Origin of the sequence: Rhodococcus sp. PAE-6 (assembly GCF_025290685.1) — a bacterium.
GTDB classification, from domain to species: Bacteria; Actinomycetota; Actinomycetes; order Mycobacteriales; family Mycobacteriaceae; genus Rhodococcus; species Rhodococcus pyridinivorans.
The window spans coordinates 33,932-56,231 of sequence record NZ_JAOCLZ010000006.1 but is presented as its reverse complement, the minus strand read 5'-3'; the positions used below and the strand labels follow the sequence as shown (position 1 = coordinate 56,231).

Here is a 22,300-nt window from a genome sequence, read left to right as displayed (position 1 = left end):
CGGAGCTTCGTCACGTCGATACCTCGAAGGCCCGGGTACCGGCGTCCCACCATCACGCACGAGACACGGGGGTACACCGGGTGACCGCTGGAGGCGACCGACTGGTCGGCGTCGTGCTCGACCGGCGTTATCGCATCGAATCGCAGATCGCGCGGGGCGGCATGTCGACCGTCTACCGCGGCACCGACATGCGTCTCGACCGTCCCGTCGCCGTGAAGATCATGGATCCGCAGTTCGCGGCCGATCCCCAATTCCTGGCACGGTTCGAGTTCGAGGCCAGATCCGTCGCGCGATTGACGCATCCCGGGCTCGTCGCGGTCTACGACCAGGGCCAGGACGGCGATCACGTCTTCCTCGTGATGGAGCTCGTCGAGGGCGGCACCCTGCGCGAGCTACTGCGCGAACGCGGGCCGATGCCGCCGCACGCCGCGGCCGCCGTGGCCGCACCGGTCCTCGGAGCCCTGGCCGTCGCCCACCGGGCGGGTCTCGTGCACCGCGACATCAAGCCCGAGAACATCCTCATCTCCGGCAACGGTGAGGTGAAGATCGCCGACTTCGGGCTCGTCCGGGCGGTCGCCGCCGCGACCACCACCTCGCGCAGCGTGATCCTCGGCACCGCGGCGTACCTGTCTCCGGAGCAGGTGACCGTCGGCAGCGCCGACGCGCGTAGCGACGTCTACTCCGCCGGTGTGCTCGTGTACGAGATGCTCACCGGCCGCACTCCCTTCACCGGCGACACGTCCCTGTCGGTGGCATACCAGCGCGTGGAGAAGGACGTGCCGGATCCGAGTTCGGCCATCGACGGGGTTCCTCCCGAACTGGACGCCTTCGTCCGCCGGGCCACCGAACGCGAACCGACGGAACGCTACGCCGACGCGCAGGTGATGGCCGTCGCGCTCGGCGAGATATGCGACACGCTCGATCTCCCCCGCTACCGGGTTCCGGCTCCGAGACGATCCGCGGTGCGGACGCCACCCGTGGTGGATCCCGATGCCGCGGCACCGACCCGCACCATCGACGGCGCCGCTTCCGGGCCTGCCGATCCTGCTCCGCCGACGACGGTGCTTACCGGCTCGGCCGCGAACTCGCATGCTCCGACGACCGTGCAGACCGCCGTGCCGGCCACGCCCGGCCCGAATGCACCGGCCACGCGCCCGCACCCGACCCGGGTCGCGACCCGCACCCATCCGCGTCCCGATACCGAACCGGTGGCGCCCCGGCCCGACTACGCCGTCGACCGCCGCCGTCAGCGCCGGTCCGCCGCCGGTTGGATCGCCGCGATCATCGTGCTCGCGTTGTTCATGGGGATCGCCGGGTGGTGGCTCGGCGCCGGCCGGCTCAGCGACGTCCCGACCGTGCTGGGACTCGACAAGGCGGCGGCCGTGTCCGCGATCGAGACGGCCGGATTGTCCAGCGAGATCCGGGGCGAATACTCCGACGACGTTCCCGTCGACACCGTCCTCGGCACCGACCCCACCGCGGGCTCACGCGTGCCCGACGGCGACACGATCGCGTTGCTCGTGTCGCTCGGCAGACCGACCGTCCCGTCCATTCCCGGCGCCGGTGAGAGATCCGTCGTCGAGGACGAACTGCGGAGCCGCACCTTCGAACCGGTCGAGGGCGGTACCGCGTTCAGCACCACGGTGCCCGAGGGCGGAGTGGCCGCGCTCGACCCCGCGCCCGGCACCGTCCTGCCCGTGGGGTCCGAGGTCGCGCTTGTGATCAGCAAGGGATCGCCGCCCGTGACCCTGCCCGATCTGACCGGGCGCCCCGTCGACGAGGCGCGTCGCATCCTCGACGAGGCAGGCCTGACCGTCGGGGACATCCGTGAGGTCTTCGACGCCGATGTCGACGAGGGGCGGGTCATCGGCACCGACCCGGAGGAGGGCGAAGACGTCAGCGCCGGCGGAACCGTCACCCTCCTTGTATCCAATGCAGTGAAGGTGCCGTCGATGTTGGGACGCTCGGTGGGCTCGGCCCGCGACGAACTCACCCGCCTCGGATTCGAGGTCGAGGTGCGGCAACTCGGCGACTACGACCGCTCGGTCGTGATCGGCCAGAATCCCGGGGCGGGGCGGAGAGCAGAACAGGGCAGCACGGTCACGCTGACCGCACTGCCCTGATCCGACCGCCTGTCCCCTACCCGCGGAGCATCTCCGCTGTGATCAACCGCGGAGCATCTCCACTGCGATCAACCGCGGAGCATCTCCGCTGCGATCAACCGCGGAGCATCTCCACTGCGATCAACCGCGGAGCATCTCCACTGCGATCAACCGCGGAGCATCTCCGCTGCGATCAACCGCGGAGCATCTCCGCGACCAGGAACGCGAGTTCGATCGACTGCTGCGTGTTCAGCCGCGGATCGCACGCCGTCTCGTAGCGACCGTGCAGGTCGAGATCGGAGATGTCCTGGGCACCGCCGAGGCACTCGGTGACGTCCTCACCGGTGAGCTCGACGTGGATGCCACCCGGATGCGTGCCCAGCGCGCGATGCACCTCGAAGAAGCCCTGCACCTCGTCGACGATGCGGTCGAAGTGACGGGTCTTGTAGCCGGTGGACGCCTCGTGGGTGTTGCCGTGCATCGGGTCGCACTGCCAGATCACCTTGTGACCGGAGGCCTCGACGCGCTCGATGATGCCGGGCAGCAGATCGCGGACCTTCGAGTGACCCATCCGGGAGATCAGGGTCAGTCGGCCCGGCGTGTTGTGCGGATCCAGGCGCTCGACGTACTCGACGGCCATCTCCGGGGTGGTCGACGGACCGATCTTCAGACCGATCGGGTTCGACAGCAGTTCCGCGAACGCGATGTGCGCGCCGTCGAGCTGGCGGGTGCGATCACCGATCCACAGGAAGTGGGCCGACAGGTCGTACAGGCGCGGCTTGTCGCCCGAGTTGTCGAGGCGCAGCATCGCGCGCTCGTAGTCGAGGACGAGAGCCTCGTGGCTGGCATAGATCGTCGCCGCGCGCAGATTCGGGTCGATGACACCGCAAGCGTCCATGAATCGCAGACCACGATCGATCTCGGAGGCGAGCGCCTCGTAGCGGGCACCGGCGGGCGAGGCCGAGACGAAGGCCCGGTTCCAGTCGTGCACGCGGTGCAGGTCGGCCTCACCGGCGGCGGTGACGGCACGCACGAGGTTCATCGCGGCGCTCGCGTTCGCGTAGGCGCGCACGAGGCGCGACGGATCGTGCCTGCGCACCTCGGCATCGGCGACCAGCGAGTTGACCATGTCGCCGCGGTAGGACGGCAGACCGAGCGCGTCGGTGTCGGACGAACGCGGCTTGGCGTACTGGCCGGCGATCCGCGCGACCTTCACGACCGGCGTCGACGCACCGTAGGTCAGCACCACCGCCATCTGCAGCAGCGTGCGGATGTTGCCCTTGATGTGCGGCTCGGTGTTGTCCGCGAACGTCTCGGCGCAGTCGCCACCCTGGAGGAGGAAGGCCTCACCCCGAGCGACGGCGGCGAGCTGGTTCTGCAGCTCCTCGACCTCGCGGGGCACGGTGATGGGAGGCACGCTCTCGAGCACGGTGCGCATCGCCGCGGCCTGTTCCTCGGGCCAGCTGGGCTGCTGCAGCGCCGGCTTTGCAAGCGCCGCGTCGAGGTTGGCACGCAGCTCCTCGGGCAACGGGGGAAGTTCGGGCAAGCGGTCGATCGGCACGTCGACAGTCCAGTTCACCCGTCCAGGATATGGCGTGACGGCCGGAAGCGGCGCAGCACCCCGTTACCCGCGTCACCGCGACCGGCGAGCAACCTCGATCGCTTCGAACTTTGCGAGGTTGTGGCGGGCGTCGGCGAGGGCGTCGTGGTTGTCGTCCGGCGCCGGGGGCAGGGGCGGTGAGCCCGAGTCCTCCCAATACTGCCGGAGCTCGCGGGTGAAGCGGGGCAGGACGTCCGGGAGTTCGGGCATGGTGCCCCACAGCTGGACGAGCACGACGTGGTCGTAGGCTCCGATCCACGCCCACAGTTCGGGCCGGATGCCCGGTCGTGGCACGAGGAACTTCAGCAAGTCGTCGCGGATCCTCGATCGCGACTTCCAGGCGGGGTGCGCCGGGGGCGGGAGCTTCGGGAGGACGTTGCGGCGCACCCAGGCTCCGGCCCGGGTCGGGTCGAACTCGGTCGACACCGCGTAGAACTCGCGGCCGTCCTCGCAGGCGACACCGATCGAGACGAGTTCGATCGTGCGTCCGTCCTCGATGAACTCGCAGTCGTAGAAGTAGCGCACCTGCTCACCCGGCGCGCGTGTCGGGAACGCGGTCCGCGACGGGACCGTCCTGCGGCGGGGTCGCGGCACTGCCGTTCGTCGACGCGCCCGTGTCCCCGACCCCCGACTCGTCCGCCGAGCCCTTGTTCTTGAGGGAGGCGGCGTAGATGTCGACGTACTCCTGGCCCGACAGCTGCATGAGCGAGTACATGACCTCGTCGGTGACGGTGCGCTCCACGAACCTGTTTCCGCCCATGCCCTCGAACCGGGAGAAGTCGATGGGCTCACCGATCCGGACGGTGATCTTCGCCGGTCGCCACATCTTCGACCCGATGGGGTTCATCCGGTCGGTGCCGATCATGGCGACGGGGATCACGGGGACGCCGGTCTCCAGCGCCAGTCGCGCGAGGCCGGTCTTGCCCTTGTAGAGGCGTCCGTCGGGTGAGCGGGTGCCCTCGGGATAGATGCCGAGCAGCTTGCCCTGGCCGAGCACCCGGACCCCGGCGTTGAGCGCATCCTGCGCGGCGTCGGCGCCGGTGCGGTCGATGGGGACCTGCCCGACGGACGAGAAGAACCAGCGCTGGAAGGCGCCCTTGAGTCCGGTGCCGGTGAAGTACTCACTCTTCGCGAGGAAGGTGATGCGCCGACGTACGAGGAGGGGAAGGTAGAACGAGTCGAGGACGGCCCGGTGGTTACTGGCCAGGATCGCCGGTCCGTGCGCCGGAATGTTCTCGCCGCCCTCGAACTTCGGACGTCCTATGAGCCACAGCAGCGGCCCCAGGAGGGCGTACTTGAACAGCCAGTACCACATGGCATCCTTCCCGAATCCGATCATCCCCCACACGGATCGGTGCAGCACCGCCCGCCGGTCGACTCTACGACGACGCGACTGCCCCTCGCACATCGCCCCAGTGCTCGACCCCACCCTTTCAACGTCGACGTGACGATAATCTCACCTCCGGCGAATCTCACCTCCAGTGGAATTCGACTACAGCGGCGGTCGTGAGGTTTCGATCGCGGATCGGGCGAGATCGGCGGCACCGATGAGCCCGGCGGCGTCGCCGAGCTGCGCGACCCGGACGCGCGCGAGAGGACGATGGCCGGCGCCGGTGGTCACGGCCGCGTAGTGCTCGCGCGCGGCGTCGAGGAACAACGGCGCGGAACCGGAGACTCCTCCCCCGATGACGACGAGCTCGGGGTCGTAGACGTCGGCGACGAGCGCCAGTCCGAGCGCGAGCCTGCGGGCGAAATCGTCGAAGGCCGCGAGAGCGACGGGGTCGCCGTCGTGGGCCGCACCGGCGACCCGCCGGCCGGTGAGCGATCCGGGATCCGAGGCGATCTCGCCCGCGAGAACGGACCGCCCGGGTTCGGCCGCGAGCATCTCGACGATCGTGTCCACGAGACCCGTTCCGCTGCAATACCTCTCCCAACATCCCTGCTTGCCGCACGGGCAGGGCCGCCCGTCGGGCACGACCTGCAGGTGACCGAGTTCGGGCGCCACACCGTAGGCACCGCGATAGATCCTGCCGTCGAGCAGCAGGGCCGCGCCGATGCCCGTTCCGAGCGCGACCATCACCGCGATCGTGCTGCCCGCGGCGGCGCCGAAGCGGTACTCGGCCCAGGCCGCGGCATTGGCGTCGTGTTCGAGGACGACCGGCAACCCGAAGCGTTCGGTGAGCGTCTCGGCGAGCGGCGTATCGCGCCAGGGCAGATGCGGTGCGAACCGCACGGTGGTGCGGTCCTCGGTGAGGAAACCCGCGACCCCCAGCCCGACCGCGCCGATGTCGTTGCGCTCACGCAGATGCTCGACGAGCCGGTGCAGCGCGTTCTCGAGGGCGACCGCGGAGGACGGCGTCTGCGTGCGCACACTGTCGACGACGTCGCCGTTACGGTCGACGGCTGCCGCGCGGATGCTCGTGCCCCCGATGTCGATCCCGACCGTGAGCCCGGGGTCGTGCGTGTTCACGTGCGGAGGTTGACGGAGATCGGCTCGAAGGCCGGACGATCCCGTGTCGGCGGATCGGGGGTCGGCTCGGGCGGGACGCCACCGGTCGAGGGCAGGAACTGCGCGAGGAACTTCCGCAGCAACGCGATCAACGCCGCCAGTTTCGACGCCAGCCTGCTGACCAGTTCGTGGTTCTCGCCGCGAACCAGGGCTGCGGCGGCACAGAGCGGGCACCACGCGCACCCGTTCGGGGTGGTCGCGGCCTCGGCGTCACCCGGCGCCGTCGAACCGGTCGCGGTATCGGGGGCGGTATGAGCCGACGCGTCGCCGGTCGCGGCGACGAACTGCTGCACCGTGCCCTCGACGCGGTCGAGCACGGCGTCGGCGAGCAACAACAACTCGGAGATCAGGGCTTCGTGGTCGTCCCTCACAGCGGCCACACCGCCGGATCCGGTACGAATCGCACCACCAGATCGGTTCCGTCGAACTCGGCATCGGAGACGGTGCACCGCCGCAGCCCCGAGGCGAGTCGCACCCGGCGTCGCATGCCGTCGGCGCCGACGACGAGGTCGTCGCCGATCCGTCCGAGTGTCAGGGACGCGGGATCGGCGAGCGGCAGGTACATGCGCATCGCGTACACCGACTCCACCCCCGTTCCCGATTCGTGCTGCACCCGGACCGGCTCGTCGGTCTCCGACGAGGGAACGAGTGCATCGCGGCGGAGCGCCGTGGCGAGCTCCTCCAGAGCTGCCAACCCTACCGGCTCCGCAGCACGGCGCTCGCACACGATCACGGGAACGTCGGTGACGGCCGCCCCGATCTCGGCGACGATCGCCTCGTGCGCGGCCCGTTGATCGGCCAGCAGCCGTGCAGCCGCACCCGAACCGCCCACCGCGGGGACGACGCCGTTGACGACGACCGCGTCGACGCGAATGCCGGACAGGGCGAGCCACGATCGCACCCGTGCGAGCTCGGCACGACCGGCGCGGTCGGGCGTCGCCACGATCACCGCGGCGCTGCGTCCGCGATCGTCGAGCAGGTCGCGTACCGCGGTGATCCCCGACAGCAACCGATCGAACAGCGCGACGAAGACACCCGTGCGGGGGTCCGGACCGGTGGCCGCCGCGACCCGGCTGTGCTGAGGCCAGATCCGTTCCAGCGAATCGGAGACCGTGCGCGGCGCGGTGAGGGTGCGCAGGGCGTCGGCGGAGGCCGGGGCGTCGACGACGACGAGAGCCCACCGTCCGCTGTCCGCGAGTCGCGCGACCTCGGCGAGCACGAGCAGTTCCTCGACGCCGGGAAGCCCGGTCAGTTCGTCGGGCTCGGGCAGGTCGAACTGGTCTGCGTGCTCGTGCGTCCCGGCGAGCGCCGCCATCGAGGCGAGGACCGCGTAGCGCGTGCGGAGCAGCTGCAGCGAGTCGATCTCGACCATGCCGAGGTTGTCCTCGACGGTGCGGATGTCCGTCGCGCCGGCGTCCCGGTTCGTGGCCGGAGGCAGGTCGAGCACGTCGCCGAGAGAGTGCGCCCGGTCGATGGACACGACGAGCACGGGTTCTCCCGCACGGGCGGTCGCGAGCGCCTCGGCCGCGGCAAGGGTCGTCTTCCCGGCGCCGCCCTTTCCGAGGAACCATCGCACGCGGGCCGGGGCGTGCCGGACGTTCAGCCCTCCACCTGCTTCTTGAGTTCCTTCAGCGCGGTGTCGGTGATGACCTTCTCCGCCTTGCGCTTGAACAGACCGATCATCGGGATCGTGAGATCCACGGTGAGCTGGTAGTCGACGACCGTGGTGCCGCCGGGAGCCTCGGTCAGCACGTACGAACCGGACTGGGCCTTCTGGATCTCACCGCTCTCGAGCTCCCAGCTCACGGCACGGTTGTCGGACGCCCACTTGTACCGCAGGACGTAGGTGTCCTTCACGATGCCGGCGTCGAGGACGAAGCGCACGCGTTCGGCGCGGCCGTCGGGACGATGTTCCACGACCTCCACGGTCTTCGCCGCCGACACCCACGTCGGATAGGCATCGAAATCTGCGATGACCTCCATGACACGCTCGGCCGGCGCGTCGATGGTGATCGACCTCTTCGTCTTCTCGGCCATGTGGTGACGGCTCCCTTTCTCGGTCCCTCGGGTGTGCACCGATCAGTCCCGCCCCGAGGGTCTATCACACACCGTGGGAACAACGGTATCGGGACGACGCTCCTTCGGTGGCTTCAGTGTCGCGGCGGTTCACCTGCCGGACGACCGGCCTCGAGACGCTGCTTGACCTCGAAGGTCATCACCTTCCCTTGGACCCGGCGCGTACGGTTCATTCCCGCGAGGTCGAGACCCGCCACCCGCTCGGGCGCGACACCGGCCGGCTCGCAGTGCAGGAAGTAGTGGATCACCGCGCCGTCGAGAACCGGCTCGATCCACACCTCCATCGTTCCGTCGAGCGGACCCGACACCGTCCACCGGATGCCCTTCTCGGCTCGGTCCTCCCGCACGGTCAGTACGAGATCGGGCCACCATGCACGCCACCGATCGAGGGCCGCGACCTCCTCGGCGATGCGCTCCGGAGGCGCCGCTACGAAGGTCTGGTCCGCCACCTGAATGCTGCTCACGCAGAACAGCTTCACATATCGCGTCGGCGGCCCGTCCGGTCACCCCGCCGACGGCGTCACCGTCTCGTTCGGGGGCGCCGAGGCGTCGAGATAACCGCGCAATCTTGCGCCCAGGACGTCCCATCTCCAATCGCTGGAGACCCACTCTCGACCGGCCGCGCCCATCGCGGCGGCACGATCGGGATCGGCGAGGACACCGGACACCGCGGTCGCGACGGCTGTGACGGAGGTGCCGTCGACGACGTAGCCGGTGCGACCGTCGCGCACCGTTTCCGGGGCACCACCCGACCGGCCTGCCACGACGGGCACCCCGGTCGCGGACGCCTCGAGGTACACGATGCCCAGGCCCTCGACGTCGAGACCGCCGCCGCGGGTCCGGCACGGCATCGCGAACACGTCAGCGATGGTGTGGTGCGCGGCGAGCTCGGCCGACGGCACGGTGCCGGTGAATACGACGTGCTCCTCGACATCCGTGCGGCGCGCGAGCTCCCGCAGGCGCGACTCGTACGGTCCGCCGCCGACGATGACGAGGACGGCACCGTCGATCCGCTTCCGGATCGCGGGCAGCGCACGGATGAGCATGTCCTGTCCCTTGCGCGGCACCAGGCGCGACAGACACAGCACGGTGGGCCGGTCGCCGAGACCGTAACGTGCCCGCAGTTCGGCGCGGGCCGCCGGATCGGGCCGGAAGACGTCGGTGTCCACCCCGGACGGCAGGTGTTCGAGACCCGCTTCGGGGCCGAATGCCGAGGCGAACCGCCCCCTCGTGTAACGACTGACGTAGGTGACGGTGTCGGTGTGCTCGCCGATCTGCCGCAGCGCCTGCCGGGCGGCGGGAAGCATCGACCATCCCACCTCGTGGCCGTGGGTGCTGGCGACGATGCGATGAGCGCCGGCGCGGCGCAGCACGGGCGCCAGCAGCGCCAACGGTGCAGCCGCTCCGAACCAGACGGTGTCGCAGTCGTGTTCGGTGAGCAGCCGCGTGGTCCGTCGCGCGACGTCGGGTGTCGGCAGCATCAGTGTCGTGGGATGACGGACGACCTCGAAGGGGACTCGTGCGTCGAACTTCACATGGCTGTCGCCGCGCCACCGCGGCGCGTAGACGACCAGGTCGTCGGACGGCAGCTGGTTCGCGAAGGCGTGCAGATAGGACTGGATGCCCCCCGGTCGGGGCGGGAAATCGTTCGTCACCAGCAGGGTCCGCGACATGGGACCACCGTAGAAGCAGCGCGACGGGAAGGCGCCGACGGGTCCCGAGCTCCGGACGGTGCCGATGGGCCCGGCCCGGACCGTCCCGGTCAGCGGATGTCGCGGATGCGCTCTCCGAGCCAGCGACCCCAACCGCCCACGAAGCCGGCGGTGTCGACGCCGAGCAGGTCTGTGAGCACGTCGTCGAGGTGTTCGTCGGTGAGGGGACCCGCGGCGAGGGCGCGGTAGAGGGAGACGAGCGTGTCGTGTCCGAACTGGTCCGCGGTGTACGCGGCGATCGACCAGGAGCTCTCGTAGGCGAGCGTCGACCGGTCGCCGATGAAGTCGCCGTCGGCGGGCAGCGACGTCGGTACACCCGACGCCCGTACCTGCCGGGTCAGCGTCGGCGCGATCCGCTGCACGTCGACCGGCCCGGTGGCGAGGCCCTCCGCGGCCGTGCGGTGGCCGACGTAGTCGGCGAAGCCCTCGAGGACCCACATCGGGGAGCCGTCCACGGTGCCGGCGCGTGCGGCGACGTGCACCGTCTCGTGCGCGAGCACGATCCGGCGGGAGGTGTCGTCCAGCCGGTCGCTCGCGGCCGGGTTGAAGACGATGCGCTGCCCGGTGGCGATCCCGCGCTCGTGGTCGACATCGTCGGAGACCGCGACGGCCGCGATGTCGTCGCCGTCGTGTCGTGGCCCGACGAGGTGCGAGAACTCCTCGTGTGAGGACGTCACGACCACCAGTGCGCGTCGCGGCCAGGAATCGCCCCAAAGGTCGTCGACAGCCTCGACCACCGACGGCAGGTCGCCTGCCAGGTCGTCGACGAAGGCGGCGTTGTCCGGGTGTCCGATCGCGAGCGAGCGACCACCCTCGGTCTGCGCGGTCGCGAGGTGGAGGCTGCCGTGGTCCCAGGGCCCTCGCCAGGTGACGGTCTGCGCCCCGGCGAGATCGGGTGCGTCGTCGGCGATCCGCCAGCCCTGCGGCCGGTGGACGAACAGCACGGTCACCGGTCGCCGGGTGGGTGTGTCGTCGATTCCGTCCACGGCGTACCGCAGGTGGACGCGGTGCGCCCGTACCTCGCCGGCCGCGAACCGGGCGATCGTCTCGGGCGGCAGGGGCAGCGCGGGTTCGGAGGCGAGTTCGTAGCCGAGCTCGGCGAGGGGAACGGCGGAGATCGCCGCGATCCGCTCCCGTTCGGCGTCGAGGAGTTCCGGAGACGCGTCGTCGATCAACTCCGCGAGGGACCCGTCGTCGCCGGTCCGGACGGCGTGCGCCCAGTCGTCGAGCACGACCTGCAGTTCGGCCCGTACCCGGCTGTCGGCGTCGTCGGTGTCCACCGGGTCGACGGCCAGCAGCAGTCCTGCCGTGACCAGCGCGACCACGAGCCCGGCCAGGCCGAGACGTTCCCACTTGCGGGTACCGGCGGTGGAGGGCGATCGCGCGGGCACCGCGTCAGTCTAGGTCGGTGTCCGAGGGTGGTCCCGTACGCCCTCGCCCACCGGCTGCGATCCCGCCTCTACCCGGTCAGTACCGCCGGGCGCTGTGGAACGGGAAGCGATCGATCGACTGCACCTTCACCGGCACACCGAAGGTCGACGCGTGCACCATGTTGCCATCGCCGACGTACATGCCGACGTGGGAGGCGTCGTCGTAGAAGATCACGAGGTCGCCGGGCTGCAGATTGTCGCGGGAGACGGGGATGCCGCCCTGCGCCTGGGCCTGACTCGACCGGGGCAGTGATTTGCCGACCTGGTTGTACGCCCACACCATGAGTCCCGAGCAGTCGAACTGGTCGGGTCCGGTCGCGCCCCACACGTACGGCGAGCCGATCCGCGACAGGGCGGCGCGGAGCGCGGCGCCGTTGCTGCCGGGGACGAGGTGCTGCAGGATCTTCTCGGCGTCGAGGCCCGGAGGGAAGGGAGTGCCGGCGAGTTCGGCCTTCTCCGCGTCGCTCAGCGCCTCGAAGGCGTTCAGGACCCCTTCGATCTGCTCCTCGAGTTCGGCCTGTCGCCGCTGGAGTTCGTCGCGGAGGGTCTGGGCCTGCTCGGCGGCGGCACGCGCCTCGTCGGCGGCATGCTGCGCGGCGACGGCCGCCTCGGCCGCAGCGGCGGTGGCCGCCCGGAAGCCCTCGACCTCACGCGAGGTCTGCTCGCCCAGGACGTCGAGCAGGACCATCTGGTCGAGCATCTGCTGGGGCGAGTCGCTCACCATGACGGCGAACAGCCGGTTGGTGCGCGCACCGCGGTAGTTGGCCCGCGCGAGCTTGTCGACGGTGGGCTTGAAGCGGGCGATCTCGGCGCGAGCGGCGCCGAGCTCGTCGTCGGCCTGGCCGGCACGCACCTCGGCCTCGTGCTGCGCAGCGACCTTCGCTTCGAGATCCGCCCCGGCGGCGTGCAACGCCTCGGTGGCCTGTTCGCTGCGACGCGACAGATCCGCGAGGTGCTCGAGGCGTGCTGCCGGGCTCTCCCCTGCGGGTTGCGCCGTCGCCGGCGCCAGGGTGAAACCGAGGACCATCATCACGAGGGCTACGACGAGCGCCGGACGGCCGGTCCGTCGCCTGTCCTGCACTCGTACGAGGTGCTTCGTCCTGTCGGAAACCACGTGGGCTCGCATCCTTTCCCAAAGGTCTCGATCAGGTTACGGAATTGCATAGGTTTGTGTCTACCTGCGAGTAGCCCTCCCACGCAGCGGTCGTTTGTGCAAGCAGTTCCTGCATCGGAAAGGACGTGCAGACACACGAGGAGGGTGGGTCCGGTACGTACCGGACCCACCCTCCTCGGGCAGTGCGTCGGCGCTGGAGCGGGGGTGCTCAGCCCGATCGGAAGCGACGGGCGCCGACCGATCAGAAGCGACGGGCGCCGACCGATCAGAAGCGACGGGCGCCGTCGACGGGCATCGAGTTCAGCGGTGCGATCTTGACCGGCTGGCTCGAGGTGGAGGCGTGCACGATGTTGCCGCCGCCGATGTAGATGCCGGTGTGGCTGCCGCCGTAGAACGACACGACGTCCCCGGGCTGCAGAGCCGCGACGTCCACCGGGGCACCGGCGGAGGCCTGCTCGTAGCTGGTGCGCGGGACGCTCAGACCGGCCTGCTTGTAGGCCCACTGCACGAGACCCGAGCAGTCGAAGGAGCTCGGGCCGGCAGCGCCGTAGACGTAGGGGGCACCGATCTTCGACTGCGCGGCGTCGGCAGCGCGCTGGCCGACAGAGCTGAAGGGGGCGGTGAAGGAACCGGACTGAGGCGCGGGGGCGGCCTCGGGGGCCGGCGGAACGATGTTGGCGATCTCCGGCGGCACGGTCACACCGGCCGGGAGGTCGAACGTTCCGACACCGGGAATGTTGATCGGCTCGGCCATCGCCGGGCCGGCCGAGACGGTGACTGCTCCGAGAGCAATGGCACCGGCGACGAGTGCGCGCCGGACGGTGCGCGTGCTGTTGTTCGAAACCACGAGGGGACGTTCTCCGTTTCTTCCGTTCACCCGCCGACCGAGTTAGCTGACGGATTCGGGCCGGAAGATCAGCCCTACCCCTCCCCGCGAGCAGCGGAGGGGATTCACCCCGAGTACTACGTGTGGGTCCCCGGCTCACCGCTCCCGCAGACGGGAGAAGCGATTAGGCGGTAACCGTGCGGCTCCGACCCGGGGGTGGGGCGGAAACTCTCCGCTCGGTCTCGAAAAGATTACGAAACGGCATCGGTGAAGTCGACCGCCTTGCCGTGCGATCCGACCTTCTCGGGCCACCCCTGGAGGAATGCCGTCGCGGGGCAACGGTCCGATAACGGCGCGGTAACGGCCACTGTCCGGCGCACCTCCGCTCGGGAGAGGCCCGGCGCCCGTTTCACCCGAGTTCCTTCCGGAAGAACCAGGTCAGGGCACGCTGACTCATCGACCGTCGACGAGGCGATGCGCCCGATTCGCCGGATTGTCGTTCCCGGAGGCCGATCGGTCTGTTCTCCGGCCTCCGTTTACCCTTCATCGAGCCGAAAAGAACGCAGTGTGATCCTCGTCTCCCCGTGCTCCGAACCCCGCTCCGAAGCCCGCTCGACGGCGTGTCGGTGACGCTTCCTAGGCTCTGCCGCATGACCTCGCCGCAACCATCCGCCCTCGGCGTGCAACTCGGTTTCGACGAGCTCGACACTCCGCTGCGCGAGACCACCTTCGTCGTCGTCGACCTCGAGACGACCGGCGGGAAGGCAGCCGAGGACGCCATCACAGAGATCGGCGCGGTGAAGATCCGCGGGGGCGAGGTGCTCGGCGAGTTCGCGACCCTCGTCGATCCGGGACGACCCATCCCCCCGTACATCGTGCAGCTCACCGGCATCACCACCGCGATGGTCTATGCGGCGCCCAAGGTCGAGGAGGTGCTGCCCGCCTTCCTGGAATTCGCGTCCGGAGCGGTGCTCGTCGCACACAACGCCGGATTCGACGTCGGCTTCCTCGAGGCGGCCACGGCGCAGTGCGAACTCGCGTGGCCCCGCTTCCAGGTGCTGTGCACCGTCAAGCTGGCCCGCCGCGTCCTCGGACGCGACGAAGCGCCGTCGGTGAAGCTGTCCGCGCTGGCCGAACTGTTCCGGGTCTCCACCGTGCCCACCCACCGCGCCCTGGACGACGCACGCGCCACCGTGGACGTCCTGCACGCCCTCATCGAACGGGTCGGCAACCAGGGCGTCCACAGCCTCACCGAACTGCGCGACTATATGCCGGTGGTCACCGCCGAGCAGAGGGCCAAACGCGCACTCGCCGCGCATCTGCCGCGCAAACCGGGTGTCTACATGTTCCGCGGCCCGTCGGACGAGGTGCTGTACGTCGGCACGGCGGTCGACCTGCACCGGCGTGTCCGTACCTATTTCACGGGCTCCGAGACGCGACCGCGGTTGCGCGAGATGGTCGCGCTCACCACACGCATCGATCACGTCGAATGCGCCCACGGGCTCGAGGCCGGCGTCCGCGAACTCCGGTTGATCGCGGCCCACACCCCTCCCTACAACCGCCGGTCGAAATATCCGATGCGCGGTTGGTGGATCATCCTCACCGACGAGGCGTTCCCGCGCCTCGCCGTGAGCCGCACCCCCGGACCCGACTCGGTCGGCCCGTTCTCGGTGCGCGCCGACGCCGCGGATGTCGCGGCACTGCTCGCGGAGATGTGCGGTCTGCGCACGTGCACGCGCAGGATCGGCCGTACGGCCCGCCACGGCGACCGCTGCCCGCCCGTCGCGGTCGGGGGCTGCGCCGCAGCCGCCTTCGGGGTCCAGGACGCCTCCGCCTACGCAGCCCAGGTCGAGCGTGCGCGCGCGGTCGTCCGCGGAACCGCCGACGACGCCGTCGAATCGGCGCAGCAGCGACTCGACGCCCTCGTGCGCGACCAGCTGTTCGAGAACGCCGCCCGCCTCCGCGACCGCCTCGCCACCGCCCTCGTCGCGCTGCGGCGCACGCAACGCCTCGCGGCGCTGGCGGCCGTCGACGAACTCGTCGCCGCGCGACCGCGGGCCGAGGGCGGGTGGGAGTTCGCCGTCGTGCGCGCCGGTCGTCTCGCGTCCGCCGGAGTGGCACCGCGCGGTGTGCGCCCGATGCCCGTCGTCGAGGCGATCGTCGCCGCGGCCGAGACGGTGCGGCCGTCACCCGGCCCGCTCCGGGGCGCGTCCCCGGAGGAGATCGGTCTGGTCGCACGATGGCTCGACGGCGAGGGCATCCGCATCGTCCGGGCGAGCGAGGGCTGGTGCGAACCGACACGGGGTGCGGGCCGGTGGAGCACGTGGGCCGAGCTCGCCCGCGACGCCCGCGCGGTCCGCAGGCTCCTCTCCGCCGACGACCCGCACCGCTTAGGCTGATGCAATCCCCGAGGAAGGTTGAAGGAGACCCCATGATCAACGCGATCGTCCTGATCGATGCCGAGGCGAACCGTATCCCCGAAACCGCGCAAGCGGTGGCCGACCTCGACGGTGTCGACACGGTGTACTCCTGCGCGGGCGACGTCGACCTCGTGGCCGTGGTCCGGGTCCGCGACCACGAGAAGATCGCGGAGGTCGTCACCCGGGGCATCAACAAGATCGACGGCGTGACGAAGACCGTCACCCACATCGCATTCCAGTCGTACTCGAGCGCCGACGTCGAGGCCGGCTTCTCGATCGGGAACTGACACCCCGCAGCACCACCGACGACCGACGGGCCCGCACCGATGCAGTGCGGGCCCGTCGTTCGTGTGTCCTTACTCTTCTCCGGTCATTTCTGTCCGGAACCGGCACCCAGCCGCGTGGTGACCTCGGCCCACTGCTCCAGGACGGCCGTGGCCCGGCCGCTGTCGATCGCCTCTGCCGCCGTCTCGAGCCCGGCCGTGAGGGCATCCTCGAGAACGCCGTCGACGCCCCGGAAAGCCGCGATTGCCCCGGCGGCGTTGAGGAGCACGGCATCGCGCACCGGCCCTGTCTCCCCCGCCAGCATCGCCCGCGCGATCGCCGCGTTCTCCGTGGCGTCACCTCCGCGGAGCGCCTCGAGCGGAACCCGTTCGATACCGAGATCGCGCGGATCGAGCGTCACGACCCGGACCTCGCCGCCGTGGACGACGTGCACGCGCGAGGTCGTGGAGGTGGTCAGTTCGTCGAGACCGTCGTCGCCTCGGACGACGAGCGCCGAATTGCCGCGCTGCGCGAGCACACCGGCGACGGTCGGGACGAGCGGTTCGAAGGCGCACCCGATCAGGCCGGCGCTCGGGCGGGCCGGATTGGTGAGCGGGCCGAGGACGTTGAAGACCGTCGGGATGCCGATCTGCTTGCGCGGTGCGGCCGCGAAACGCAGCGCCGGGTGGTAGACCGGCGCGAAGCAGAATCCGATCCCGGCCTCGGCGACCGAGCGGGCCACCTCGTCGGGTCCGAGATCGATGTGCACTCCGAGCGCTTCGAGCACGTCGGCGCCGCCGCTCTTGGACGAGGCGGCGCGGTTGCCGTGTTTGACCACGCGGATACCCGCTGCGGCGACGACCAGCGAGGCCATCGTGGAGATGTTGACGGTGTTCGCCCGGTCGCCACCGGTGCCCACGACGTCGACCACGTCACCGTCGACCGGGACCAACCGGGCGTAGTCGAGCATCGTGTCGGCGAGTGCCCGCACCTCCTCGGGTGTCTCGCCCTTCATCTTCAGAGCGACACCGAAGGCCGCGATCTGAGCGGGAGTGGCGTTGTCGGAGAAGATCTCGCTCATCGCCCATCGCGCCTCCGCGGCGGACAGGTTCTGCCCGGCCGTGAGCACTCCCAGGACGGAGGGCCAGTTCTGCGTCACCTCGTCCGCGTCTCGCGTCGCGTTCATCGCACCTGCCCTCGCCGCATCTCGCTCCTCACCGGGCACCGGCGTGCCCTCCGACCGGTCAGCTTAGCCAGCGGAATCCTGCGGTTGCAGAGCGTCCCATCCCAGGGCCGTTCCACCGAGCCGCTGGGCAAGCGAGGCCATGCGCGACTTCTCCTGCGCACAGTGCAGTGCATCGAGGACCTGCACGCGCTGCAGGATCACCGAGGCGCCCGCGACGGCCGCGGCTGGGACGTTCCCGTCGCCGGTCCCGGCCACGACGTAGCCGTCCTGCCCGGCCAGTTCCGCCGCCCGGTCCACCCTGTCGGCGGGCAGGGCGAGGTGGTGCCGCAGAACCGCCTCGTCCTCGGCCTGCCACACAGGTGTCGCCTCGGCGGCACGCTCGAGCGCCGTCGAACACGCCTCCGCGTCGTCGAAGGACGAGACGACCACGACCAGGTCGGGCCGGTTCGCGTCGAGCGGTTCGCTGCGCCGACCGATCAGGGACCGCAGCCACCCCCGAACACCCTTTCCGGTACTCATGTCACCACGATCGCACGTGACCTCCGCGACCCTCCGAAATGTCCCGTGTGACACCCCTCCGAGCACCCGCCACCGAGTGCCCACCTGGAGAAATACAGGTCCGGGACCTGCACGGACGCGCCGATTTCGGCCCCGATTGCCCAAGACGTACTACGACGGGTCATACTAGCCAGCGTGACGAGCGCAGTAGGGACTTCAGGATCTGCAATCACACAGCGCGTGCACTCGTTGAACCGGCCCAACCTGGTCAGCGTCGGCACCATCGTGTGGTTGTCCAGTGAGCTCATGTTTTTCGCAGGGCTCTTCGCCATGTACTTCGTGGCACGGGCACAGGCCCCGGAGGGCATGTGGCCGCCCCCGCCCACCCACTTGAACCTGTGGTTGGCGGTACCGATCACCATGGTGCTGATCGCTTCTTCCTTCACCTGCCAGCTGGGCGTCTTCGCCGCCGAGCGCGGCGACGTCTTCGGCCTGCGACGGTGGTACATCATCACCCTCGGCATGGGCACCTTCTTCGTGCTCGGTCAGGGCTACGAGTACATCACCCTGGTGAAGGACGGCACGACCATCCCCGGCAGCGTGTACGGCTCGGTGTTCTACATGACCACCGGTTTCCACGGCCTGCACGTCATCGGCGGCCTCATCGCATTCGTGTTCCTGCTGTTCCGCACGAAGGTCAGCAAGTTCACGCCTGCGCAGGCCACTGCGGCCATCGTCGTTTCGTATTACTGGCACTTCGTCGACATCGTTTGGATCGCGCTGTTTGCCACGATTTATTTCATCCGTTAGCCAGCTGAACGCCCAGGCAGCCCCCTGACGTCCAGTCCGTCCCGACATAAAAAAAGGGATACAGATGAGTTCATCCCCACCTCTCGCCTCCGAGGGTGACATGCCCGGTCGATCCTCTGCAGCCGATGCTGCGAAGTCCCGCCGCCAGCGCAAGATGCGCCGGCGCGTCACCGGAGCGTTGGTCCTTGCGCTCGGTCTCCTCAGCGCAGGCTTCATCGCCTCCGCGCTGACACCTGCCCCGCAGGTGGCTACAGCGCAGGACGACCAGAGCGCTCTGATCCGCGAGGGTCAGCAGCTCTACGAGACCTCCTGCGTGACCTGCCACGGTGTCAATCTTCAGGGCGTCCAGGACCGCGGTCCCAGCCTCATCGGGGTCGGCGAGGCCGCCGTCTACTTCCAGGTCTCCTCGGGCCGCATGCCGATGATGCGCAACGAGGCCCAGGCCCTCCGCAAGGACCCGAAGTTCGACGCTGCGCAGACCGACGCGCTCGGCGCGTACATCCAGGCCAACGGTGGAGGCCCGACGGTCATCCGCGACGAGAACGGCGAGATCGCCCAGTCGTCACTGCGCGGCAACGACATCGGACGCGGTTCGGAGCTCTTCCGCCAGAACTGCGCGTCCTGCCACAACTTCACCGGACGCGGCGGCGCGCTCTCGTCCGGCAAGTTCGCACCGAACCTGGATCCGGCCAACGAGCAGCAGATCTACACCGCGATGCTCACCGGCCCCCAGAACATGCCGAAGTTCTCCGATCGTCAGCTGACGGTCGAGGAGAAGCAGGACATCATCGCGTACATCAAGTCCGCCAGTGAGACGAGAGACCCGGGTGGCTACGGGCTCGGCGGCTTCGGCCCCGGTGCCGAAGGGCCGACCATGTGGGTCGTCGGCATGGTCGCCGTCGTCGGCGCTGCACTGTGGATCGGAGCAAGGTCATGAGTGGCGGCGAAACGCCGAACAAGCACACGGTCGAAGATCTCGACCGGATGAGCCGGGACGATCTCGTCACGCTCGGCACGAACCTCGACGGCGTCGACGTCGCGTTCCGCAAGGATCGCTGGCCCGTCGAAGGCACGCGTGCCGAGAAGCGGGCCGAGCGCAACGTCGCATTCTGGTTCGCCCTCGCGGGCATCGCGGGTGTCGCGTTCATCGCGATCTACCTGTTCTGGCCGTGGGAGTACCAGGGCATCGGCGACGAGAACTACGGCTGGTACAGCCTCTACACCCCGATGCTCGGACTGACCCTGGGTCTGTCCATCCTCGGCATCGGCGTGGGCGCGGTGCAGTTCACCAAGAAGTTCATCCCCGAGGAGGTGTCGATCCAGGATCGGCACGACGGCGGCTCGCCCGAGGTCGATCGCAAGACGATCGTCGCCGAGCTCTCCGACTCGCTCGAGACGTCCACCCTGCCGCGCCGTAAGCTGATCAAGCGCACCGCGATCTTCGGTGGTGGCGCGCTCGGCCTCGGTCTGATCATGCCGCTCGGCGGCCTGATCAAGAATCCGTGGGCCGAGGGTGACCAGTCGTCGCTGTGGGTGTCGGGCTGGACTCCGCGCTACCCCGGCGAGACCATCTACCTGCGTCGCGACACCGGCCGCCCCCAGGACATCGTCCTGGTGCGCCCGGAGGACCTCGACGCCGGCGGTATGGAGACGGTGTTCCCGTTCCGCGAGTCCGATCGCGGTGACGACCACGCTCTGCTGCAGAGCCTGCGCGGCATCCGCAACGCCGTCATGCTCATCCGCCTGCGCACCGAGGACACCGAGCGTGTCGTCAAGCGCAAGGGCCAGGAGAGCTTCAACTACGGCGACTACTTCGCGTACTCGAAGATCTGCACGCACCTCGGCTGCCCGACCTCGCTCTACGAGCAGCAGACGCACCGCATCCTGTGCCCGTGCCACCAGTCGCAGTTCGATGCGCTGGAGTACGGCAAGCCGATTTTCGGTCCCGCTGCTCGCGCACTGCCGCAGCTTCCGATTACAGTGAACGAAGAGGGCTTCCTGGTCGCCAACGGTGACTTCATCGAGGCACTCGGCCCGGCATTCTGGGAGCGTCGCCCGTGAGTACTGCAACCCCGTCCCGCGCCGCACAGATCGGCGAGAATCTCGATTCTCGCTACCACCTGTCCGCGGGCATCCGCCGCCAGATCAACAAGGTGTTCCCCACCCACTGGTCCTTCCTCCTGGGTGAGATCGCGCTCTACAGCTTCGTCATCCTGTTGATCTCGGGTATCTTCCTCACCCTGTTCTTCGACCCCTCGATGGCGCACGTCATCTACGAGGGCGTCTACACGCCGCTGCGCGGTGTGGGTATGTCCCGCGCCTACGAGACGACCCTGAACCTCTCCTTCGAGGTTCGCGGTGGTCTGTTCGTGCGACAGATCCACCACTGGGCAGCACTGATGTTCGCAGCGTCGATCGTCGTCCACCTGCTGCGCGTGTTCTTCACCGGTGCGTTCCGGCGTCCGCGTGAGGCCAACTGGGTGATCGGCTCGCTGCTGCTCATCCTGGCGATGTTCGAAGGCTTCTTCGGTTACTCCCTCCCCGACGACCTGCTCTCGGGCACCGGCCTCCGCGCCGCGTTCTCGGGCATCACGCTCTCGATCCCGATCATCGGTTCGTGGATGCACTGGGCGATCTTCGGTGGCGACTTCCCGGGTGAGCTGATCATCCCGCGCTTCTACGTCCTGCACGTGCTGCTCGTCCCGGGCATCATCCTGGCCCTGATCGCCGCGCACCTCGCGCTGGTCTGGTACCAGAAGCACACGCAGTTCCCCGGCCCCGGCCGCACGGAGCAGAACGTCGTCGGCGTTCGTATCCTCCCGGTCTTCGCCGTCAAGTCGGGTGCTTTCTTCGCGATGACCTTCGCGGTGCTCGCCCTGATGTCCGGCCTGCTGCAGATCAACCCGGTCTGGAACATCGGCCCGTACAACCCGTCGCAGGTGTCCGCCGGCTCGCAGCCCGACATCTACATGATGTGGACGGACGGCATGGCCCGTATCTGGCCCGCCTGGGAGCTGTACCTGTTCGGCCGGTACACGATCCCGCAGCCGTTCTGGATCGCGCTGATCATGGGCCTGGTGTTCGTCGTGCTCACGGTCTACCCGTGGATCGAGAAGAAGTTCACGAAGGACGACGCACACCACAACCTGCTGCAGCGTCCGCGCGACGTGCCGGTCCGCACCGGCATCGGGTTCATGGCCCTGGCGTTCTACGCCGTCGCCACGATCATGTGTGTCAACGACATCATCGCGTACAAGTTCGACATCTCGATCAACGCGACGACCTGGATGGGCCGCATCGGTCTCGTCCTGCTCCCGCCGCTCGCCTACTACATCGCGTACCGGTTCTGCCTGGGTCTGCAGCGCAGCGACCGTCAGGTGCTCGAGCACGGCATCGAGACGGGCATCGTCCGTCGCCTGCCGACCGGCGAGTACATCGAGATCCACCAGCCGCTCGGCCCGGTGGACGAGCACGGCCACCCGATCCCGCTGGAGTACCAGGCCGCCCCGGTTCCGAAGCGGATGAACAAGCTCGGCACCGCCGGCAAGCCAGGCTCCGGCAGCTGGTGGAGCCCGGACCCGGCCGACGAGGCCGCCGCTCTCGAGGCCGCCCACCACGAGGCCGAGCTCGAGCTGCGGAACACGCTCCGCGAGTACCAGGAGCGCGTCCACGGCAACGGAGACGGCGCAGCCCAGCTGCCCGACAAGTCGCAGCACTGATCCGCATCAGCGGCTCGTAACGGGGCCCCGGACC

At 69.3% G+C, this 22,300-nt stretch carries 21 protein-coding genes and 1 riboswitch; of the genes, 7 read left to right on the top strand and 14 right to left on the bottom strand.

All coding sequences use genetic code 11. From position 1 onward, the window contains the following. Nucleotides 1-80 precede the first annotated feature (80 nt). Nucleotides 81-2,123, top strand: coding sequence for a Stk1 family PASTA domain-containing Ser/Thr kinase (gene pknB / locus NVV99_RS13935; protein ID WP_024101285.1), 2,043 nt, complete (start codon nt 81-83; stop codon nt 2,121-2,123). A gap of 172 nt (nt 2,124-2,295) precedes the next feature. On the opposite strand, the gene NVV99_RS13930 is transcribed toward pknB, so the two are convergent. From NVV99_RS13930 to NVV99_RS13875, 12 genes are all read right to left on the bottom strand, one after another. Beyond that, entirely contained in the window at nt 2,296-3,681 is a 1,386-nt protein-coding gene (locus tag NVV99_RS13930) for a class II 3-deoxy-7-phosphoheptulonate synthase (protein WP_006554163.1), read from the bottom strand. A 54-nt stretch (nt 3,682-3,735) separates the two neighbouring features. Beyond that, nucleotides 3,736-4,227 carry a polyadenylate-specific 3'-exoribonuclease AS gene (locus NVV99_RS13925; RefSeq protein WP_006554164.1) on the bottom strand — a complete coding sequence of 164 codons (492 nt, stop codon included), beginning with the start codon at nt 4,225-4,227 and terminating at the stop codon, nt 3,736-3,738. Nucleotides 4,228-4,231: 4 nt separating this feature from the next. Beyond that, nucleotides 4,232-5,017: a 1-acyl-sn-glycerol-3-phosphate acyltransferase gene (locus NVV99_RS13920; protein WP_006554165.1), complete on the bottom strand. Its 786-nt coding sequence runs from the start codon at nt 5,015-5,017 to the stop codon at nt 4,232-4,234. 177 nt (nt 5,018-5,194) lie between these two features. Further along, complete coding sequence (locus NVV99_RS13915) at nt 5,195-6,172, bottom strand: ROK family glucokinase (RefSeq protein ID WP_024101286.1); 978 nt, start codon at nt 6,170-6,172, stop codon at nt 5,195-5,197. Next, nucleotides 6,169-6,591, bottom strand: a complete 423-nt coding sequence (locus tag NVV99_RS13910) for a hypothetical protein (protein ID WP_033097590.1) — start codon at nt 6,589-6,591, stop codon at nt 6,169-6,171. Before NVV99_RS13910 ends, NVV99_RS13915 begins: the two co-directional genes overlap by 4 nt. After that, nucleotides 6,579-7,787 carry an ArsA family ATPase gene (locus NVV99_RS13905; protein WP_024101288.1) on the bottom strand — a complete coding sequence of 403 codons (1,209 nt, stop codon included), beginning with the start codon at nt 7,785-7,787 and terminating at the stop codon, nt 6,579-6,581. Before NVV99_RS13905 ends, NVV99_RS13910 begins: the two co-directional genes overlap by 13 nt. A gap of 23 nt (nt 7,788-7,810) precedes the next feature. Then, nucleotides 7,811-8,248 (bottom strand): SRPBCC family protein, encoded by a 438-nt coding sequence (locus NVV99_RS13900; RefSeq protein ID WP_006554169.1) that lies wholly within the window; start codon nt 8,246-8,248, stop codon nt 7,811-7,813. Nucleotides 8,249-8,361: 113 nt separating this feature from the next. Next, nucleotides 8,362-8,751, bottom strand: coding sequence for a hypothetical protein (locus tag NVV99_RS13895; protein WP_024101289.1), 390 nt, complete (start codon nt 8,749-8,751; stop codon nt 8,362-8,364). A 39-nt stretch (nt 8,752-8,790) separates the two neighbouring features. Next, nucleotides 8,791-9,960, bottom strand: a complete 1,170-nt coding sequence (locus tag NVV99_RS13890) for a glycosyltransferase family 4 protein (protein ID WP_024101290.1) — start codon at nt 9,958-9,960, stop codon at nt 8,791-8,793. 89 nt (nt 9,961-10,049) lie between these two features. Next, nucleotides 10,050-11,390: a membrane protein gene (locus NVV99_RS13885; RefSeq protein WP_041803392.1), complete on the bottom strand. Its 1,341-nt coding sequence runs from the start codon at nt 11,388-11,390 to the stop codon at nt 10,050-10,052. 76 nt (nt 11,391-11,466) lie between these two features. Continuing rightward, nucleotides 11,467-12,510, bottom strand: a complete 1,044-nt coding sequence (locus tag NVV99_RS13880; protein ID WP_024101292.1) for an NlpC/P60 family protein — start codon at nt 12,508-12,510, stop codon at nt 11,467-11,469. Nucleotides 12,511-12,808: 298 nt separating this feature from the next. Next, nucleotides 12,809-13,390 carry a C40 family peptidase gene (locus NVV99_RS13875; protein WP_024101293.1) on the bottom strand — a complete coding sequence of 194 codons (582 nt, stop codon included), beginning with the start codon at nt 13,388-13,390 and terminating at the stop codon, nt 12,809-12,811. A gap of 15 nt (nt 13,391-13,405) precedes the next feature. Further along, nucleotides 13,406-13,570, bottom strand: a riboswitch (cyclic di-AMP (ydaO/yuaA leader). Nucleotides 13,571-14,019: 449 nt separating this feature from the next. Here NVV99_RS13875 and NVV99_RS13870 point away from each other — a divergent pair. Beyond that, nucleotides 14,020-15,768 carry a DEDD exonuclease domain-containing protein gene (locus NVV99_RS13870; protein ID WP_024101294.1) on the top strand — a complete coding sequence of 583 codons (1,749 nt, stop codon included), beginning with the start codon at nt 14,020-14,022 and terminating at the stop codon, nt 15,766-15,768. Nucleotides 15,769-15,800: 32 nt separating this feature from the next. Beyond that, on the top strand, nt 15,801-16,076 hold the full coding sequence (locus NVV99_RS13865) for an Lrp/AsnC family transcriptional regulator (RefSeq protein WP_006550005.1): 276 nt from the start codon (nt 15,801-15,803) through the stop codon (nt 16,074-16,076). A gap of 83 nt (nt 16,077-16,159) precedes the next feature. Here the strand turns inward: NVV99_RS13865 and trpD are convergent, their stop codons facing one another. Further along, entirely contained in the window at nt 16,160-17,239 is a 1,080-nt protein-coding gene (gene trpD / locus NVV99_RS13860; RefSeq protein WP_024101295.1) for an anthranilate phosphoribosyltransferase, read from the bottom strand. Nucleotides 17,240-17,302: 63 nt separating this feature from the next. After that, nucleotides 17,303-17,758 (bottom strand): hypothetical protein, encoded by a 456-nt coding sequence (locus NVV99_RS13855; protein WP_006550007.1) that lies wholly within the window; start codon nt 17,756-17,758, stop codon nt 17,303-17,305. 174 nt (nt 17,759-17,932) lie between these two features. Here NVV99_RS13855 and NVV99_RS13850 point away from each other — a divergent pair, with 174 nt between their 5' ends. The 4 genes from NVV99_RS13850 to NVV99_RS13835 all read left to right on the top strand — a co-directional run bounded on the left by NVV99_RS13850 (nt 17,933) and on the right by NVV99_RS13835 (nt 22,266). Next, complete coding sequence (locus NVV99_RS13850) at nt 17,933-18,547, top strand: heme-copper oxidase subunit III (RefSeq protein ID WP_006550008.1); 615 nt, start codon at nt 17,933-17,935, stop codon at nt 18,545-18,547. A 100-nt stretch (nt 18,548-18,647) separates the two neighbouring features. Beyond that, on the top strand, nt 18,648-19,484 hold the full coding sequence (locus NVV99_RS13845; protein WP_174247132.1) for a c-type cytochrome: 837 nt from the start codon (nt 18,648-18,650) through the stop codon (nt 19,482-19,484). Beyond that, on the top strand, nt 19,481-20,608 hold the full coding sequence (locus tag NVV99_RS13840; protein ID WP_006550010.1) for a ubiquinol-cytochrome c reductase iron-sulfur subunit: 1,128 nt from the start codon (nt 19,481-19,483) through the stop codon (nt 20,606-20,608). The genes NVV99_RS13845 and NVV99_RS13840 overlap by 4 nt, the downstream gene beginning before the upstream one ends. Further along, nucleotides 20,605-22,266 carry a cytochrome bc complex cytochrome b subunit gene (locus NVV99_RS13835; protein WP_024101297.1) on the top strand — a complete coding sequence of 554 codons (1,662 nt, stop codon included), beginning with the start codon at nt 20,605-20,607 and terminating at the stop codon, nt 22,264-22,266. Before NVV99_RS13840 ends, NVV99_RS13835 begins: the two co-directional genes overlap by 4 nt. Nucleotides 22,267-22,300: the final 34 nt, after the last annotated feature.

Coding starts and splice junctions, on each gene's coding strand:
- NVV99_RS13865 (WP_006550005.1), top strand. CDS start 15,801: ATGATCAACGCGATCGTCCTGATCGATGCCGAGGCGAACCGTATCCCC.
- NVV99_RS13900 (WP_006554169.1), bottom strand. CDS start 8,248: ATGGCCGAGAAGACGAAGAGGTCGATCACCATCGACGCGCCGGCCGAG.
- NVV99_RS13855 (WP_006550007.1), bottom strand. CDS start 17,758: ATGAGTACCGGAAAGGGTGTTCGGGGGTGGCTGCGGTCCCTGATCGGT.
- NVV99_RS13890 (WP_024101290.1), bottom strand. CDS start 9,960: ATGTCGCGGACCCTGCTGGTGACGAACGATTTCCCGCCCCGACCGGGG.
- NVV99_RS13870 (WP_024101294.1), top strand. CDS start 14,020: ATGACCTCGCCGCAACCATCCGCCCTCGGCGTGCAACTCGGTTTCGAC.
- trpD (WP_024101295.1), bottom strand. CDS start 17,239: ATGAACGCGACGCGAGACGCGGACGAGGTGACGCAGAACTGGCCCTCC.
- NVV99_RS13920 (WP_006554165.1), bottom strand. CDS start 5,017: ATGTGGTACTGGCTGTTCAAGTACGCCCTCCTGGGGCCGCTGCTGTGG.
- NVV99_RS13845 (WP_174247132.1), top strand. CDS start 18,648: ATGCCCGGTCGATCCTCTGCAGCCGATGCTGCGAAGTCCCGCCGCCAG.
- NVV99_RS13840 (WP_006550010.1), top strand. CDS start 19,481: ATGAGTGGCGGCGAAACGCCGAACAAGCACACGGTCGAAGATCTCGAC.